The sequence below is a fragment of the Rhodococcus sp. IEGM 1330 genome, assembly GCF_033142445.1.
GTDB lineage: Bacteria > Actinomycetota > Actinomycetes > Mycobacteriales > Mycobacteriaceae > Rhodococcoides.
On the sequence record NZ_JAWLSB010000001.1, the window covers coordinates 109982 to 126255 of the forward strand.

A 16274-nucleotide genomic window follows, 5' to 3' on the forward strand; every position below is an offset into this window, starting at 1 on the left:
TCCCTTCGGTCATGACGAGCGGGTGGCGGATCTCGACCGGCCGGCTGTGACCGGATCGGTCCACACAGCAGTCACCACGGTGCCGAAACCGGGTCGATGGTCGACGAGGAGGTCGTCGGCCACCGCGGCTGCGAGTTGCAGACCGTGGCTGCGATTGGTTGTCGGCGTCGGTGGACGCCACGTTCCGGTGTCGGAGATCGTGACTGTCAGCGTTCGGTGTTCGTAGGCGGCGGTGATCGTCATCGTTCCGGGCTCGGGCACCGAGTGATAGGCGTGCTCGACCACGTTTGCCAGCGCCTCGTAGACCCCGAGGACGATGTCGTCGACCAGATCGTTGCTGACGCCGAGTTCGAGAGTCCAGTGGTGCAACCGGCGCCGAATGACGGTCGCCACGGCGGGCTCGGCCGCAGCGGTGTGGCTCCAGCGCTGGGGAAAGGGTGCGGGTCCGCTCTCGGTCATGATCGGAGTCCGAGTCGGTACCGGCCGGTCATCTGTCGACCTCCGCGTCGAGAGCTGCCGACCGAACGTGGTCCACCGCGTCGGGGACGGTGGTGAACGTCGCCATCACCCGATCGATTCCGCTGAGCTGCACAGGCCGAACCACGACTCCGTCGACCGCCACCAACGCCATGCGCGAGGCGTCGGGTAGTCGATCGCACACTCGCACCAGCACCGTGATCGCACTCGACGACAGGAAGCTGACGTCGGTCAGGTCCACGACGAGTCCACCTCGCGCGGTCTCGGCAGCGGGGAACGCGATGGCCGACAGTTCCGAGATGGTGTCTAGATCGAGTTCACCTCGAACGGTGAGCACCGTCGTCGCGTCGTGGGCCGCCGCCACGATCTCGAAGGGTGCTCCGGTCGGCTCGTCTGGCATACGCCCGACGTTACCTGTTATCGAGTCGGATTCACGACCGAAACGTGTCGACCAACAGGTCGCCTGCGCCCAGTACTTCCAGGACCATGCGGACCGATCGTGCAGGTGCGAGTACGGCGATCTTGCCCGGATGTACGTAGGTGGCGTCGATGATCGCGTTGGCGACGCCGGAGTACATGAACGACACCTCCGACAGATCGACCGAGACCCGATCGGACGTGGCGGCCAGACGGTCGAGGCTGTACACGAACTCGGCCCTGGTGGACATGTCGAGTTCGCCCGACGCGCGCAACGTGTTGTGGCCGTCCGGTCGCACGACGGTCTCGACTCGGAACACGCCCTCGTCGTCGCGGATGGAGCGTTCCATGGTGGCGGTGCTGGTCAACATGTCGTTACCTCTTCCCCGAAGCGCTCGTCCCGGTCGGTCTGCCCGCTCGGTTCCGATGCTGAGTTGTTGTGCTTTCAACAATGCCAGTGCGCCATTGCAGAAGACTTCGCCGCAGATCTCGAACGAGTAACGAAATGTCTCGTTTCGATAACGGCGCTACCGGGTCAACACGTCGATGAGTGAACCGGTGATCTTCTTCTTCATCCAGCCACGTACACCTCGCTGGCCGAGCGCCGCCCGGGCAGCATTGAGTCCGGCTGCCCCGTGCACTCCGCCACCCGGATGAGCCGATGCCGAACCCAGGAACAGGCCCTCCACCGGCGTTTCCGACCGCCCCAACCCCGGCGTCGGACGAAAGATCAACTGCTGCTGCAGTTGCGCCGTTCCGCCGTTGACCGCGCCGCCGAACAGGTTGGGATCGGATCCGTGTAGATCACTCGGTCGCTGCACGACCCGCCCGACGACCGAATCGAGAAACCCCGGTGCGTGGGCGTCGAGAACCTCGTCCACCCGATCCGCCACGGTGTCGGCTGCCGCATCGTCGACGACGCCTCGCGGCAGATGCGTGTAGGCCCAGCCGCTTTCGGTGCCCTCCGGCGATCTGCTCCGATCGGCCGTGGTCATCTGGCCGAACAGCATGAACGGGCTCTGTGGGAGTACCCCGGTGGTGAGGTCGGCTGCCCAATGCACGAGACCGTTGTCGTCCGCCCCCAGATGAACCGTGCCTGCATCGGCCAAAGAAGGTGAGTTCCAGGGGATTCGACGATCGAGTGCATAATTCACCTTCACCACCGGGGTGTCCCACTCGAAGGTGCGCAGGTCGTCGTGGACGCGACGCGGAACGGCGTCGAACGGAAGCAGTGAACCGTACAGAGCCGGTGCGGATACGTCGGCCACGATCGCCCCGCGCGCCCGAAACGTGTCTCCGGCCGCGGTGTGCACAGCGCGAGCGCGGCCGCCGCGCACCTCGATGTGCTCGACCGCCTGACCGCACTCGAGCGCCGCACCCGACGCGGCACCACGGCGAATCAACGCGGTCGTCAGCGCAGACGATCCGCCCACGGGGGTAGGAAACCCGACGTCCTGGGCCAGCATCGTGAGCAGCCAGCCCATCATGCCGCTCACCGGGGCATCGGTCGGGACGTCACCGTGCATGGCGTTGCCCAGCAGGAGGCAGCGAGCAGCCTCGCTGTGAAAGAGCTCGTGAGCCATCACCCGGGCCGGGAGGGCGGCGAATCGCGCGAAGCGCAGTGCCTCGGGCACCCCCAGGGCGTGGACGAGTCGAGCGGCGGGGACGACGGGCGGAAACGGTCCGAACAGCGAATTCATGAAGGGCTCGCGAATGCGCTCCCACTGCTCGAAGAGCCGCAGCCAGGTTCGGCCATCTCGCGCGTCGTGTTCCGACAGCCGCGCAGCGGTGGTCTCGACGTCGTGGTGAACGACCGGAGCGTCGGTGTCCTGCGGTGACCGCGCATGGCCGTACACCGCGGGGGAGTGCGACCACTGGAGCCCGTGGCTTTCCAATTCGAGTGCCTTCATGGCAGGCGAGGCGAGCGCCAGCGGGTAGAAGGCGCTGAAGAGGTCGCTGGTGAAACCGGGAACGAGCTCGGCGCTGCGCACTGCGCCGCCGGGATGTTCGGCGGCTTCGAGGACCACGACGTCCCAGCCGGCGTCCGCCATCGCTGCCGCCGCGACCAAGCCGTTGTGGCCACTGCCGATCACGATCGCGTCGACCTCGGTGATGGTCATGAGACTGCACTCCTCTGGTCGGTAGCGGTCGTGGTGGTCAGCAGGTTACCGAGGAAGTACGGCGCGACTCCAACGCCGAGAGCGCGGATTCCGGTGCCGAGAACGAACATGGACCACATTTTTCCCGAGACGGTCTGTCGCAGTGGGGACTTGCTCACGGAGCCGTGGACCGTTCTGCCAACAGGGCGAGCCGGCTCAGCGCCTCGGCGTTGCGTGGATGCGCCAGGAGGTGCTGTACCCGGTCTGGCACCAGATCGAAGGGCGCGGTGATCGCGTGCTCGATGATCTCGATGCGGCATCCGGTGGCAATCGGGTGCAGCCGCACCGTGATCGACGCCTTGCCGAACGGCAACGCTCGCGCCTCGAGCCGGATTTCGCGGCCGACATGAATTTCCACCGAGCGCGTGATGTCGCTCAGGACTGCGGGCCAGGCACCCACCGAATGGTGGATCGCGGCACCGGCGGCAGGCCAGGTGTCGTCGACTGCGCGAATTCGGGACGCGCCGACCACCCAGGTGGCGTACGTCCATCCGTTCGCGAGAACGTTCCAGACGTCCGCGCAACTGGCTGTCGTATCTCTGCTGGTGGGCACGATTGGGCCTCCGAACTCTCGTCGTTGTGCGTGATTGCACGGTTGCCGATCGTGCGCCGCCACTCCAGAGCTCGACGTCGATGTACAGCGCAGGGTCTTCGTTCGATCGATCAGACGAATGTATGCCCCGAATCCGCCGGACCCAATCTCGTGGCGACCACTCGCGTCGGTGCCGATCTGCGATTGTCATACTGAGGTCATGTCGACAATCGCGTACGTCATCGCTGGTTCGGAAGCCACCGGCGGAGCCGGTCTGCAAGCAGACCTCAAGACATTCGAGCGGCTCGGTGTCTACGGAGTCGGCACGATCACGTGCATCGTCTCGTTCGATCCGAAGGCGGGCTGGGGTCACCGATTCGTGCCCATCGAGAGCGCGGTCATTGCCGATCAGATCGAAGTAGCCACTGCCGCACACGATCTCGATGTCGTCAAGATCGGCATGCTCGGCACCCCCGTCACTGTGGACACGGTAGCGACGTCGTTGCGTCTGCAGCCGTGGCGACATGTGGTGGTCGATCCGGTGCTGATCTGCAAGGGCCAGGAGCCGGGCGCAGCGCTCGACACCGACAATGCCCTGCGCCGCGAGATTCTTCCGTTGGCCACCGTGATCACCCCCAATCTGTTCGAGGCGCAGACCTTGTCCGGAATGGACGCCATCGACACCGTCGACGACCTCGGTGAGGCCGCCAAGAGAATTGCCGACCTCGGTCCTCGTTTCGTCGTGGTCAAAGGTGGCGCAGGTCTGCCCGGCGACGAGGCCGTCGACGTCGTCTACGACGGGTCCGAACTGACTGTGCTGCGCGCCCGCAAGGTGGGCGAAGAACGCGTATCGGGTGCCGGCTGCGTGTTCGCCGCAGCCATCACCGCAGAACTGGCGAAAGGCGCAGACGTGCTCGACGCCGTCGCCACCGCCAAGAATTTCGCACACGCCGGCATCGTCGGCCGACTGACGAGCCACGCTCCGTTCGCGGCAGTGAGTTGGCACGACTGAGCGTCGGCTGCATGTTTGTGGACGGCAGGTTCCGGGAAGAGCGAAGTGCAGGCGGCGAACGCTTCTCAGGACCGGCTTGCGGTCAGTGGCCGCCGCACATCATCTCGAGAGGTCCACATGGAGCACGAGAACATGAGCGAATCCGACGCCGGTGCCACCGACGACGATCGGACGACCCGTGGCCACGCCGGTGAGGCGATCGTCGACACACGCAACTGGCCGGGATACATCTGCATCGGTCTGGCGTTGGTGAGCCTCGGCCTCACACTCACCGCGGCCGGGTACGGGTTCAGTGGCTGGACGTGGATCGGGGTGGTAGCCGCGCCGGTCCTCCTGGTTGCCGGAATCGTGCTGGTGCTGCTGGAACGCAAGCGCGTGAAGGCTCAGGAAGGCAAGTCGCTGACCGACCCGGCAGGACATTGATCGTCACCGCGTAAGCCGGTGAAGCCGGTCGACGCACCCGTCGACCGGCCTAGCGGATTGTGTGCTGGGACTTGCGGTCCTTCTTGCCCTGCGACTTGTCTGCTCGCCGTTGCGCGAATCTGCTGGCCGACTTCAAGCTTTTCGATACGACGTTGTCCTTCCCCGTTCGCTTTTCGAGGCTCTGACCGGCGAATGCCAGCAGCCGGGCGAGAATGGGGAGCCCTATCGCGACGATGAGGTAGCGGTACAGGTATTTACGCGCGAGCAAGGGAATCATCGGACTGCGCGTCGAACCTTCAGTGCGGCGGTTGCGGCGAGCGCGATGACGGCACCGACGACAGCTGCACCGAGCAGGGACACGCCCTGAGCGAGTTCGAAGTTCCAGCCGAGGAAGTTGATGTTGGTGTGAATCGTGTTCTGCAGCACGAAGATCACCAGAGCTGCGACGAGGACGAGCGTGATGAGGAGGGCGAACTTCGAGGCGAATCCGCCGCGGCGCTTGGTGGTCTCGGTCGATGTGGTCATGAGGGGAATCCGTTCTCTGGTGTGAAGTAGGTGGGGTGAAAAGCGAGTGCCGCCGATCATCGAGATCGGCGGCACTCGATGAGATGGAGGGTGTTACTTGAAGGTGTCCTTGATGTTCTCGCCGACCTTCTTCACGCCTGCCGAACCCTGATCCTTCTTGCCCTCGGCCTCGAGGTCCTTGTTGTCGGTGGCGTCGCCCACAACTTCCTTCGCCTTGCCGATGGCGTCTTCTGCTGCGTTCTTTGCCTTGTCGATGAAGCTCATGGTGAACACCTTTCAGGTGGCTGTGAATGTTGGTAACGGATACTTAGTCGGTTTTCGCGCCCGAGAACAAACGCCGCTGTGATGTAGCTCACGGCGGCGTTCGGTTGGGGATCAGGTGAGGGAGACCAGTTCGGTGATGTCGTCATGGGGGAGCTCGCCGTCGACCACGGCAGTGACCACGGAACTGTTCAGGGTGATGGCACCCTTGTGGTTGTCCAGGAATGCGGTGTCGGCGGCGTCGCGACCGACCGAGATCCGGACCAGCGTCGAGCGAGGTGCGAGGCACGTGGCATCGACGACGCGCCACTGGCCGCCTACGAACGCTTCGGCGACGGCGTGGAAGTCCATCGGATCGCAGCCGGGTGCATACACCGCGACCAGGCGTGCCGGAACGTTGACCGCACGCAGCATGGCGACCACGAGGTGCGAGTAGTCCCGGCAGACGCCCTGTCCGGCGAGCAGCGTATCGACAGCTCCGTCGATCGGATCACTGCTTCCCGGAACGTAGCTCAGGCGAGCGCCGACCCACGCGGAAATCTTGGCCAGCAGTTCCTCGGAGTCCGCGTAGTCACCGAATTCGGTTGCGGCGAAACCGTAGAACTTGTCGGCCTCGGCGTACCGGCTGGGTCGGAGGTAGAGGGACATGTCGTAGTCGGTCACGGGTGCCGGGGTGGTGTTGCCCAGGATGGTGGCGTCGTACGACACCTGCAGGTTGCCCACATCGGCAGGCATGACGTGAATTCGGTTGCCGTGCGGTCCGCTCACTTCCTTCGCCTCGATGGGGTTGCCGTCGAGAACGAAGGACAGTGATTCGGTGACCGTCGTGCCCGGGTGCGGCGCGATCGCGATCTGGAATTCGAGTGTGGTGGCTGCGGTGATGTCTACATCGAGGCGCGCGGATACGTCGCGTTTGAGCACGGGAACTCCTGGCAGGTGGTGGTGGGTGAACGTGCTGCCATTACCCGTATCCGCCGATACCAATCCCTTCTCGCTCTGTGAGTGGTCAGCGCCACCCCAGCGCGGGAGCGACGTCATTCAACACAGTGTCGAGTACGTGCGCGCAGTAGTCGACGCCCAGCTGATTGGGGACGGTGAGCAGCAGAGTGTCTGCGGCCGCGATCGCTTCGTCCGCAGCGAGCTCTTCGATCAGTCGATCGGGCTCACCTGCGTACGTCTTGCCGAATCGCGCTTTGCCGCCGTCGAGATAGCCGACCTGGTCGTCACCAGTGCCCTCCCGGCCGAAGTAGGCACGGTCGAGATCGTTGACGATTGGAAAGATGCTACGGCTCACGGACGTTCGCGGCGCGAAGTCGTGTCCGGCATCGCTCCACGTCTTGTGGAATCGTTCGATCTGCTCGGCCTGCAGCTGATGGAACGGCACACCGGTGTCCTCGCTCAACAGGGTCGAACTCATCAGATTCATGCCCTGTCGTGCGGTCCACTCGGCGGTCTCGCGGGTGCCGGCACCCCACCAGATGCGTTGCCTCAGACCGGGGGAGTGCGGTTCGAGGCGCAGTAGTCCGGGTGGATTGGGAAACATCGGCCGTGGATTCGGCTGTGCGAATCCCTTGCCCTCGAGGAGGTCGAGGTAGATGCGGGTGTGCTCGCGGGCCATGTCGGCGTGATCGGAGCCCTCGGCGGGTGCGTAGCCGAAATAGCGATAACCCTCGATGACCTGCTCGGGCGATCCTCGGCTGACTCCGAGCTGTAACCGTCCGCCCGAGATCAGATCGGCGGAACCCGAGTCCTCGGCCATGTAGAACGGATTCTCGTAGCGCATGTCGATGACGCCGGTGCCGATCTCGATGGTGCTCGTCTTGGCGCCGACGGCAGCGAGCAGGGGGAACGGCGACGCGAGTTGGTTGGCGAAGTGATGAACGCGGTAGTACGCGCCGTCGGCACCCAGTTCCTCGGCTGCGACCGCGAGGTCGATGGACTGCAGCAGCACGTCCGACGCGGACCTTGTCTGCGACTGTGGGGACGGTGACCAGTGTCCGAAGGACAGGAATCCGATCTTCTTCATCACGTGCTCTTTCGTTGAAGGATCAACTATATTCACTGTACTTCAGCGTGTGTCGGGGTGAATCCATTCCCGGCGTCGGGTCTACGTGCCGATGCCTGCGGTCAAGAGCTTCGCCAGTTCGAGATATGCGTCGCCGTCGCTCAGTCCGGTCAGGCGGAACACCTCGCGAGTCTGAATGCGAACCATGACCGAGGAGGCGACGTCGCCGACGAAGGCCGCGTGCACGTCGCGCACTTCGCCGCTGGCCACGCCCTCGCTGATCAACTCCTGGACGCGGCGCGCGGCGATTGCGGTGTTCCGTTCGTACACCGATCGGGCCGCCTCGAGTGACGCCAGGTCGGTCATGAACTGCTCGGACGCGGTTTCCAGGGCTGCGCCGACGGCGGTGAGATACGTGGTGATGCGGTTGCGGGTGCCGTTCACTTCGGCGACCGCATTTTCGACCTGGGTGGTCATGGACTTGAAGTAGTGCACGGTGGCACCGCCGACGAGCTGATCCTTGCTCGACGCCAGGGTGTACAGGGTGGACTTGGAGCAACGGAGGCGGGCCGCGATGGTGTCGAGCGTCAGGTGTGCGAAGCCCTCGGCCAAGAACAGGCTCACGAGTTGGTCGAAGAGCTCGGAACGGCGCGCCGTGGCGTGCGAGGTCACGGGTGCGTTCACACCAAGGATGGTACTGCATCGACTTGTGCAGTACTGTGCATCAGTACTGCGGATCACCCTGCAGTACTGATGCTGAAACGCCCCGGAGGTTGTCCGTGCCCGTCGATCGCCTGTTGCCCACCGCCGAAGCACGTGACCTCATCGCGCTCACCCGAGATGTGGCGGACAAGGTACTCGACCCGATCGTCGACGAACACGAACGCAACGAGACCTACCCGGACGGCGTGTTCGCAACTCTCGGCGAGGCCGGGCTGTTGAGCCTTCCGTACGCGGAGGAATGGGGCGGCGGCGGCCAGCCGTACGAGGTGTACCTCCAGGTCCTCGAAGAACTGGCATCGCGCTGGGCCGCCGTTGCAGTTGCGGTGAGCGTGCACGGTCTGGCCTGCTATCCCATGATGGCGTTCGGCACCGATCGACAGAAGGAAGACAAGCTCCCCGGCATGCTCGGCGGTGCCCAGATCGGTGCGTACTCGCTGTCCGAGGCCCAGGCCGGTTCGGACGCTGCGGCGCTCAGCTGCAAGGCTGCCCCAACCGACGGCGGTTACACGGTGAACGGATCGAAGGCCTGGATCACGCACGGCGGTGTGGCCGATTTCTACAACCTCTTCGCCCGCACCGGAGAAGGCTCGAAGGGGATCTCGTGCTTCCTCGTTCCGAACGGAACCGACGGCTTGAGCTTCGGCAGGCCCGAGGAGAAGATGGGACTGCATGCGATTCCGACGACCTCGGCGCACTACGACAACGTGCACGTACCCACCGAGTGGCGAATCGGTGCGGAGGGGCAGGGGCTGCAGATCGCCTTCAGTGCACTCGATGCCGGACGGCTCGGAATTGCCGCTGTAGCAGTGGGAATCGCCCAGGCGGCGCTCGACGACGCGGTGCAGTACGCCCAGGAGCGTACTGCGTTCGGTAAGAAGATCATCGACCACCAGGGCCTCGGTTTCGTGCTGGCGGACATGGCGGCGGCAGTGGACTCGGCCCGCGCCACCTACCTCGATGCTGCCCGTCGGCGTGACGCCGGACTTCCCTACTCGCGCAACGCTTCCGTGGCAAAGCTGATCGCCACCGATGCTGCCATGAAGGTAACCACCGATGCCGTGCAGGTGTTCGGTGGCTACGGGTACACCCGCGACTTCCGCGTCGAGCGATACATGCGCGACGCCAAGATCACTCAGATCTTCGAGGGCACCAACCAAATTCAGCGTCTGGTGATCGCGCGCTCGCTTGCATCCAACTGACATTCGATTCTTCGCACCGAGAACGTAGGGGACACCTTCATGACAACGACCGAACCGGATATCCATACCACTGCGGGTAAATTGGCCGATCTTCGTAAACGTCTCGCGGTTGCGGAGATTCCGTCCGGTGAGGCGGCGGTGGACAAGGTCCACGCCAAAGGCAAGCTGACCGCCCGCGAGCGGATCACCGCGTTGCTCGACGACGGCTCGTTCGTCGAACTCGACGCCCTGGCCCGGCACCGCTCCCAGAACTTCGGGTTGGCCGACAACCGGCCCTTCGGTGACGGTGTCGTCACCGGCTACGGCACCGTCGACGGCCGCGATGTGTGCGTGTTCTCCCAGGACGCGACCGTCTTCGGAGGCTCGCTGGGGGAAATCTACGGCGAGAAGATCGTCAAAGTGATGGACCTGGCCGTCAAGACCGGCCGCCCCCTGGTCGGCATCAACGAAGGTGCCGGAGCCCGCATCCAGGAAGGGGTCGTCTCCCTCGGACTGTACGGCGAGATCTTCCACCGCAACGTCCGCGCCTCCGGCGTCATCCCACAGATCTCGGTGATCATGGGACCCGCCGCCGGCGGGCACGTCTACTCCCCGGCCCTGACCGACTTCGTGGTCATGGTCGACGGCACCTCCCAGATGTTCGTCACCGGACCCGACGTCATCAAAACCGTCACCGGCGAGAACGTCACCATGGAAGAACTCGGCGGCGCGACGACCCACATGGAGAAATCCGGTGTCGCGCACTACGTCGCCTCCGGGGAACACGACGCGTTGGATTACGTCCGCGACCTCCTCTCGTACCTTCCCTCGAACAATCGCGCCGACGCGCCCCGCACCGCACCGTCGGATCCGATCACCGGGTCGATCGAGGACTCGCTCACCGCCGAGGACCTCGAACTCGACACCCTGATCCCCGATTCACCGAACACCCCCTACGACATGCACGAGGTCATCACCCGGATCCTCGACGACGACGAATTCCTCGAAGTCCAAGAAGGTCGGGCCCGCAACATCATCGTCGGGTTCGGGCGCATCGACGGCCGATCGGTGGGGATCGTCGCCAACCAACCCACCCAGTTCGCGGGCACCCTCGATATCGATGCCTCCGAAAAGGCGGCCCGCTTCGTCCGCACGTGTGATTGCTTCAACGTCCCGATCATCACCCTGGTCGATGTGCCCGGGTTCCTGCCCGGCACCGGCCAGGAATACAACGGCATCATCCGCCGCGGCGCGAAACTGCTCTACGCCTACGGCGAAGCGACCGTCGGGAAGATCACCGTCATCACCCGCAAAGCGTACGGCGGGGCGTACGACGTGATGGGATCCAAGCACATGGGAGCCGATGTGAACCTCGCCTGGCCGACCGCGCAGATCGCCGTCATGGGAGCCTCCGGTGCCGTCGGGTTCGTGTACCGCAAGAAACTGCTCGACGCCGCCAAGAACGGTGAGGACGTCGACGCCCTGCGCCTGACACTGCAGCAGGAATACGAAGACACCCTCGTCAACCCCTACATCGCCGCCGAACGCGGCTACCTCGACGCCGTCATACCCCCCAGCCACACCCGCGGCCAGATCGTCACCGCACTACGACTACTCGAACGCAAACAAGTCACCCTCCCACCCAAGAAACACGGAAACATCCCCCTATGAACGAAGCGAATCATGACGCAGTGATCGAAGCGAATCATGTTGCTGCGTCGCCTAGTTGGTTGTTTCGCGGGAAACCGAGCGACACCGACATCGCTGCTGTGGTTGCGGTACTGACCGTGGCGCAGTCGTCCGTGCTCGCCGAATTTCCGGTGGTACCTGATCTGTGGGGTCGACCCGAGGATCTGCACCGATACGGACTTGCCGGTGCCCCAGCCCTTTTCGTCAATGCCCGATATGGCCAGTGAAGGAATTTCAGTACATGACCACCTCGACTTCCCATAAGAAAATCTCGAAGGTTCTCGTCGCCAATCGTGGTGAGATCGCGGTGCGGGTGATCCGGGCGGCCGCCGATGCCGGGTTGGCCAGTGTCGCTGTGTACGCCGAGCCCGATGCCGATGCCCCGTTCGTACGCCTGGCCGACGAAGCGTTCGCGCTCGGCGGTCAGACATCAGCGGAATCGTATTTGGTGATCGACAAGATCCTCGACGCCGCCGCCAAGTCCGGTGCCGACGCCATCCACCCCGGCTACGGATTCCTCTCCGAGAACGCCGACTTCGCCCAAGCCGTCATCGACGCAGGACTGATCTGGATCGGACCGTCCCCGCAATCGATCCGCGACCTCGGCGACAAGGTCACCGCCCGTCACATCGCCGCCCGCGCCAAAGCCCCCTCCGTCCCCGGCACCTCCGAACCGGTCAAGAACGCCGACGACATCCTCGCCTTCGCCGACGAACACGGCCTCCCCATCGCCATCAAAGCCGCATTCGGTGGCGGCGGCCGCGGCATGAAAGTCGCCCGCACCCGCGAGGAAATCCCCGAACTGTTCGATTCCGCCACCCGCGAAGCCGTCGCCGCGTTCGGGCGTGGGGAATGCTTCGTCGAGCGCTACCTCGACAAGCCCCGCCACGTCGAAGCACAGGTCATCGCCGACCAGCACGGCAACGTCATCGTCGCCGGCACCCGCGACTGCTCCCTGCAACGCCGCTTCCAGAAACTCGTCGAAGAAGCCCCCGCCCCGTTCCTCACCGACGCCCAACGCAAAGAAATCCACTCCTCCGCCAAAGCCATCTGCCTCGAAGCCGGCTACTACGGTGCCGGCACCGTCGAATACCTCGTCGGACAAGACGGCCTCGTGAGCTTCCTCGAAGTCAACACCCGACTGCAGGTCGAACACCCCGTCACCGAGGAAACCTCCGGCATCGACCTGGTCCTGCAGCAGTTCCGCATCGCCAACGGCGAGGAACTGTCCATCACCGAAGACCCCGAACCGCGAGGGCATTCCTTCGAGTTCCGGATCAACGGCGAAGACGCCGGACGCGGATTCCTGCCCGCCCCCGGACCGGTCACCACCTTCACCGCCCCCTCCGGCCCGGGTGTGCGCGTCGACTCCGGAGTCGAATCCGGCTCGGTGATCGGTGGCCAGTTCGATTCGATGCTCGCCAAGCTCATCGTCACCGGAGCCACCCGCGAACAAGCCCTCGCCCGGTCCCGTCGCGCACTCGCCGAATTCGATGTCCAAGGCCTCGCGACGGTCATCCCGTTCCACGCCGCAGTGGTCTCCGACCCGGCGTTCATCGGCGACGGCGACTCGTTCTCCGTCCACACCCGCTGGATCGAAACCGAATGGGACAACCAGGTCCCCCCGTTCACCGCCGGGCAACCGCTCGACGACGACGACGTCCTGCCGCGTCAGTCCGTGGTCGTCGAGGTCGGAGGCCGCCGCGTCGAGGTCTCGTTGCCCGGGGAACTGTCCCTCGGCGGCAACAGTGCAGGCAACAGCGGCGGACCTGCGGGAGCGGTGCGGCGCAAACCCAAAGCCCGGACCCGTGGCGGTGCCGGAGCCGGAGCCGCCTCCGGCGATTCGGTCACCGCACCCATGCAGGGCACCGTGGTCAAAGTCGCCGTCGAGGAAGGCCAGAGCGTCGAATCCGGTGACCTCATCGCCGTCCTCGAAGCCATGAAAATGGAAAACCCCGTCAACGCCCACAAAGCAGGCACCATCACCGGCCTGACCGTCACCGCAGGCGACGCCATCACCCAAGGCACCGTCCTCGCAGAGATCAAGTAGGGGAGTGTCCGATGACTGCCCTCGCTGAATCGTTCGATGGTGGTACCTCTCCGGTGCATTCCACCGAGCTCGAAATCGTGTCCACGGTGCTGCGCATGGCGTCGGCGGCGCGGGTTCGTCTGGCGGAGGCACTGGACGCACAGGGGCTGAGCTGGGCGAGGTACGAGGTGCTGGAACTGGTGTGCAGGCGAGGGCCGACGTCGTACAGCACGCTGTCGCGAGAGTTGGTGCGGCACAGAACAAGTATCACTGCGACCACCGCGAGCCTGGTGGACGCGGGACTGCTGGTGCGAAGTGTCAATCCGCGGAATCGGCAGCAGTACTTGGTCGAGGCCACCGACTCGGGCCACCGTGCCGTGACACGCGCCGAGCGCGCGCTCGAGCGCGCTCGGTCGAGGATGGCGGTCGATGCAGACTCTGCCCAGACGCTCGAGGTTCTGCGGGGGATAGAGAAGCAGTGGAACGGTCGGCACTGATCGGCGACTGAGTGCAGCGGCGCGCCTGATGTGATTCGAGTACCCCTGGGGTGATACCCCCAGGGGTACTTGCATACCCCGTTGGGTATATGCGATGGTGGGAATGTTCGATCGTCCGGGGTTTCGTTTGCCCCGGTCGATACCCCCACCCGTATAGGAGAACCATGTCGCTGCGCGATGCCGAAATTCTTCGTCCGCCTGATGACCGGCCCGCGAGAGGGCCAGGCCTACTCGGCCGTGCGGGCGGCGCGATGGTGACCCATCGGCGTTGGGTGTTCGGCGTGTGGCTCATCGCGCTGATCGGCCTTGGTTCGTTTGCGCCCTCGGTGTTCTCGTCTCTCGCCGGAGCGGGATGGCAGGCGAACGGATCCGAATCCGTACAGGTTCGAGAGTTGGCCCAGCAGCACTTCGGCGGTAATTCCTCGGCGGCGGTGCAGGTGGTCGTCCACTCCGACGCGGCATCCATCACCGATCCCGCCGTTCAGGCAGTGATCACCGACGTGTCCGATATGTTCTCCGGTGACACCAGATTCGGGGACGTCGTTGCGCCGCAACCGGGCATGACGATCAGTCCGGACGGCAGAACCGGCATCGTCATCGCCGGGGCGAACGGCACGACCGACGAGATGGTGAAGGCCGTCGACGACGTGAAGGAGCGGTTGACCGCGCTCTCGACCGACGGAATCGAGGTGTATCCCACCGGTTCGTCGGCCCTGTGGTCGGACTTCAACAAGGCGAACCACGACGCGATGATCCAAGCCGAACTGTTCTCGTGGCCAGTCACATTGGCGATCATGGTGCTTGCGTTCGGATCGCTCGTCGCCGCCGGATTACCGCTGCTGCTCACCGTCGCCGGACTCGTCGCGTCCGCGGGTGGCCTCGTTCTGCTCAACGGTGTCACGCCGATCTCGGTGTGGGCCATGAATTTCGCGATGATGTTCGCGCTTGCCCTCGGCATCGACTACGCCCTGTTCATCGTCGCTCGATTCCGCGACGCGCTGCGTAACGCCGATCCCAGGGGAGCTGTTGCCGAAACCATGGATACCGCAGGCAAAGCCGTCGTGTTGTCCGGGCTGACGGTGCTGGTGAGTTTGTCCGCAGTATTGCTGGTCCCCGCGCCTGCGGTGCGCACGATGGCTGTCGGGATCATGCTGGCCGTCGCCTTCGTGTTGCTGGCGACCATGACGCTGCTGCCTGCGGCATTGGGGGCGCTCGGACCCAAGGTCAACGCCGCCTCGTTGCCGTATGCCAAGCGGCAAGAGCATCGATCCCCGAGGTTCGCGGCGTGGGGTGAGTTGTTGCACAAGCACCCGTGGCCGTTCGCCGTCGTCTCCGTGGGAATCCTGATCGCCCTGGCACTTCCGGTACTCGGCTTGAAGGTGGCGATGCCGTCGATCACTGTGGTGCCCGAGGATGCACCGGTGCGCCAGGGCTACGAGCTCGTTCAGGATCGGTTCGGGCCGGGTGCGCCGGGTGCGCTGCAGATCGTGGTTCCCGACGCCGATGCTCTCGGCACCGCGACCGGCGCTGCGGGGGTCGACGGGATCTCGATGGTGACGCCGCCGCAGAGTGCGACCGACGGGTCGGGATATGCACTGCTGCAGGCAATTCCGTCGGTGGATCCGTCCGACGAAGCGATGGGTACCATTCTCGCGGATCTGCGCGCCACGCTGCCCGATTCGGCACTCGTCGGTGGCGCACCCGCGGAGAACTTGGATCTTCAGCAGGCCTTGAACGACTACCTGCCGATCGTCGTCGGGATCATCCTGGTCCTCGGTTTCTTGCTGCTTCTGGTGGCGCTGCAGGCCCCGCTGATCGCGCTGCTCGGCACTCTGGTGAGCCTGCTGTCGACTGCCGCAGCCTTCGGAGTCGCCACGTTGATCTTCCAGGACGGCCGCGGCGCGTCACTGCTCGGCTTCACACCGCAAGGATTCCTCGACGGCTGGGGCCCGGTGTTCTTCTTCGCGATGATCTTCGCCATCGCCATGGACTACACGGTGTTCCTGCTGGCCACCGCCAAGGAACATTACGAGCGCTCGGGTGACTCCAAGGTTGCTCAGGTCGACGGGTTGGCCCACTCCGGGCGGGTCATCTTCGCCGCAGCAGCGGTGATGGTGGCAGTGTTCTTCACGTTCGCACTGTCCGAACCGTTGCCACCCAAGGAGATGGGCATCATCCTCGGTGTCGCTGTACTGCTCGACGCGTTCCTCGTTCGACTCGTGCTGCTTCCTGTGCTGTTGCGACTGACCGGGCACGGTGCCTGGTGGTCGCCGGCGTGGCTGCGCGCGTTGCTGCCCTCCATCCGCTTTTCGCACTGACATCTCACACCACACGACAATTTCTCAGG

19 protein-coding genes are annotated in these 16274 nt (G+C 64.6%); 8 read left to right on the plus strand and 11 right to left on the minus strand.

Annotated elements, in window-relative coordinates; all coding sequences use genetic code 11:
• Nucleotides 1-9: 9 nt before the first annotated feature.
• The 5 genes from R4P57_RS00485 to R4P57_RS00505 form a co-directional block, all read right to left on the minus strand.
• The gene (locus tag R4P57_RS00485; protein WP_317800946.1) at nt 10-459 is read right to left on the minus strand and encodes an ATP-binding protein; all 450 of its coding nucleotides are present in this window, start codon (nt 457-459) and stop codon (nt 10-12) included.
• A gap of 28 nt (nt 460-487) precedes the next feature.
• Nucleotides 488-877: an anti-sigma factor antagonist gene (locus R4P57_RS00490; RefSeq protein ID WP_317800947.1), complete on the minus strand. Its 390-nt coding sequence runs from the start codon at nt 875-877 to the stop codon at nt 488-490.
• Between the two features lie 31 nt (nt 878-908).
• Nucleotides 909-1265 (minus strand): STAS domain-containing protein, encoded by a 357-nt coding sequence (locus R4P57_RS00495; protein ID WP_317800948.1) that lies wholly within the window; start codon nt 1263-1265, stop codon nt 909-911.
• A 156-nt stretch (nt 1266-1421) separates the two neighbouring features.
• Nucleotides 1422-3014 carry an NAD(P)/FAD-dependent oxidoreductase gene (locus R4P57_RS00500; protein WP_317800949.1) on the minus strand — a complete coding sequence of 531 codons (1593 nt, stop codon included), beginning with the start codon at nt 3012-3014 and terminating at the stop codon, nt 1422-1424.
• A 154-nt stretch (nt 3015-3168) separates the two neighbouring features.
• Nucleotides 3169-3606 carry an SRPBCC family protein gene (locus tag R4P57_RS00505; protein WP_317800950.1) on the minus strand — a complete coding sequence of 146 codons (438 nt, stop codon included), beginning with the start codon at nt 3604-3606 and terminating at the stop codon, nt 3169-3171.
• 199 nt (nt 3607-3805) lie between these two features.
• On the opposite strand from R4P57_RS00505, the gene thiD reads away from it, so the two are divergent.
• The gene (thiD, locus tag R4P57_RS00510; RefSeq protein ID WP_317800951.1) at nt 3806-4597 is read left to right on the plus strand and encodes a bifunctional hydroxymethylpyrimidine kinase/phosphomethylpyrimidine kinase; all 792 of its coding nucleotides are present in this window, start codon (nt 3806-3808) and stop codon (nt 4595-4597) included.
• Between the two features lie 132 nt (nt 4598-4729).
• Complete coding sequence (locus R4P57_RS00515) at nt 4730-5020, plus strand: hypothetical protein (RefSeq protein ID WP_317800952.1); 291 nt, start codon at nt 4730-4732, stop codon at nt 5018-5020.
• Between the two features lie 49 nt (nt 5021-5069).
• Here the strand turns inward: R4P57_RS00515 and R4P57_RS00520 are convergent, their stop codons facing one another.
• The 6 genes from R4P57_RS00520 to R4P57_RS00545 all read right to left on the minus strand — a co-directional run bounded on the left by R4P57_RS00520 (nt 5070) and on the right by R4P57_RS00545 (nt 8495).
• On the minus strand, nt 5070-5297 hold the full coding sequence (locus R4P57_RS00520; protein WP_317800953.1) for a hypothetical protein: 228 nt from the start codon (nt 5295-5297) through the stop codon (nt 5070-5072).
• On the minus strand, nt 5294-5545 hold the full coding sequence (locus tag R4P57_RS00525; RefSeq protein WP_317800954.1) for a lipopolysaccharide assembly protein LapA domain-containing protein: 252 nt from the start codon (nt 5543-5545) through the stop codon (nt 5294-5296). Before R4P57_RS00525 ends, R4P57_RS00520 begins: the two co-directional genes overlap by 4 nt.
• Nucleotides 5546-5638: 93 nt before the next feature.
• The gene (locus R4P57_RS00530; RefSeq protein ID WP_008718579.1) at nt 5639-5809 is read right to left on the minus strand and encodes a CsbD family protein; all 171 of its coding nucleotides are present in this window, start codon (nt 5807-5809) and stop codon (nt 5639-5641) included.
• Nucleotides 5810-5920: 111 nt separating this feature from the next.
• The gene (locus R4P57_RS00535) at nt 5921-6727 is read right to left on the minus strand and encodes a transglutaminase-like domain-containing protein (protein ID WP_094680263.1); all 807 of its coding nucleotides are present in this window, start codon (nt 6725-6727) and stop codon (nt 5921-5923) included.
• An 85-nt stretch (nt 6728-6812) separates the two neighbouring features.
• Nucleotides 6813-7832 carry an LLM class flavin-dependent oxidoreductase gene (locus tag R4P57_RS00540; RefSeq protein WP_317800955.1) on the minus strand — a complete coding sequence of 340 codons (1020 nt, stop codon included), beginning with the start codon at nt 7830-7832 and terminating at the stop codon, nt 6813-6815.
• Nucleotides 7833-7913: 81 nt separating this feature from the next.
• Entirely contained in the window at nt 7914-8495 is a 582-nt protein-coding gene (locus R4P57_RS00545; protein ID WP_317800957.1) for a TetR/AcrR family transcriptional regulator, read from the minus strand.
• A 95-nt stretch (nt 8496-8590) separates the two neighbouring features.
• On the opposite strand from R4P57_RS00545, the gene R4P57_RS00550 reads away from it, so the two are divergent.
• The 6 genes from R4P57_RS00550 (at nt 8591) to R4P57_RS00575 (ending at nt 16245) form a co-directional block, all read left to right on the plus strand.
• Complete coding sequence (locus R4P57_RS00550) at nt 8591-9733, plus strand: acyl-CoA dehydrogenase family protein (RefSeq protein WP_317800959.1); 1143 nt, start codon at nt 8591-8593, stop codon at nt 9731-9733.
• Between the two features lie 39 nt (nt 9734-9772).
• On the plus strand, nt 9773-11383 hold the full coding sequence (locus R4P57_RS00555) for an acyl-CoA carboxylase subunit beta (RefSeq protein ID WP_317800960.1): 1611 nt from the start codon (nt 9773-9775) through the stop codon (nt 11381-11383).
• Nucleotides 11380-11628 carry an acyl-CoA carboxylase epsilon subunit gene (locus tag R4P57_RS00560; protein WP_317800961.1) on the plus strand — a complete coding sequence of 83 codons (249 nt, stop codon included), beginning with the start codon at nt 11380-11382 and terminating at the stop codon, nt 11626-11628. Before R4P57_RS00555 ends, R4P57_RS00560 begins: the two co-directional genes overlap by 4 nt.
• Before the next feature lie 14 nt (nt 11629-11642).
• A complete protein-coding gene (locus tag R4P57_RS00565) occupies nt 11643-13451 on the plus strand; it encodes an acetyl/propionyl/methylcrotonyl-CoA carboxylase subunit alpha (RefSeq protein ID WP_317800962.1) in 1809 nt (602 codons plus the stop codon).
• An 11-nt stretch (nt 13452-13462) separates the two neighbouring features.
• Nucleotides 13463-13927, plus strand: coding sequence for a MarR family transcriptional regulator (locus R4P57_RS00570; RefSeq protein ID WP_317800963.1), 465 nt, complete (start codon nt 13463-13465; stop codon nt 13925-13927).
• Between the two features lie 164 nt (nt 13928-14091).
• Nucleotides 14092-16245, plus strand: coding sequence for an MMPL family transporter (locus R4P57_RS00575; RefSeq protein WP_317800964.1), 2154 nt, complete (start codon nt 14092-14094; stop codon nt 16243-16245).
• The last annotated feature ends 29 nt before the right edge of the window (nt 16246-16274 follow it).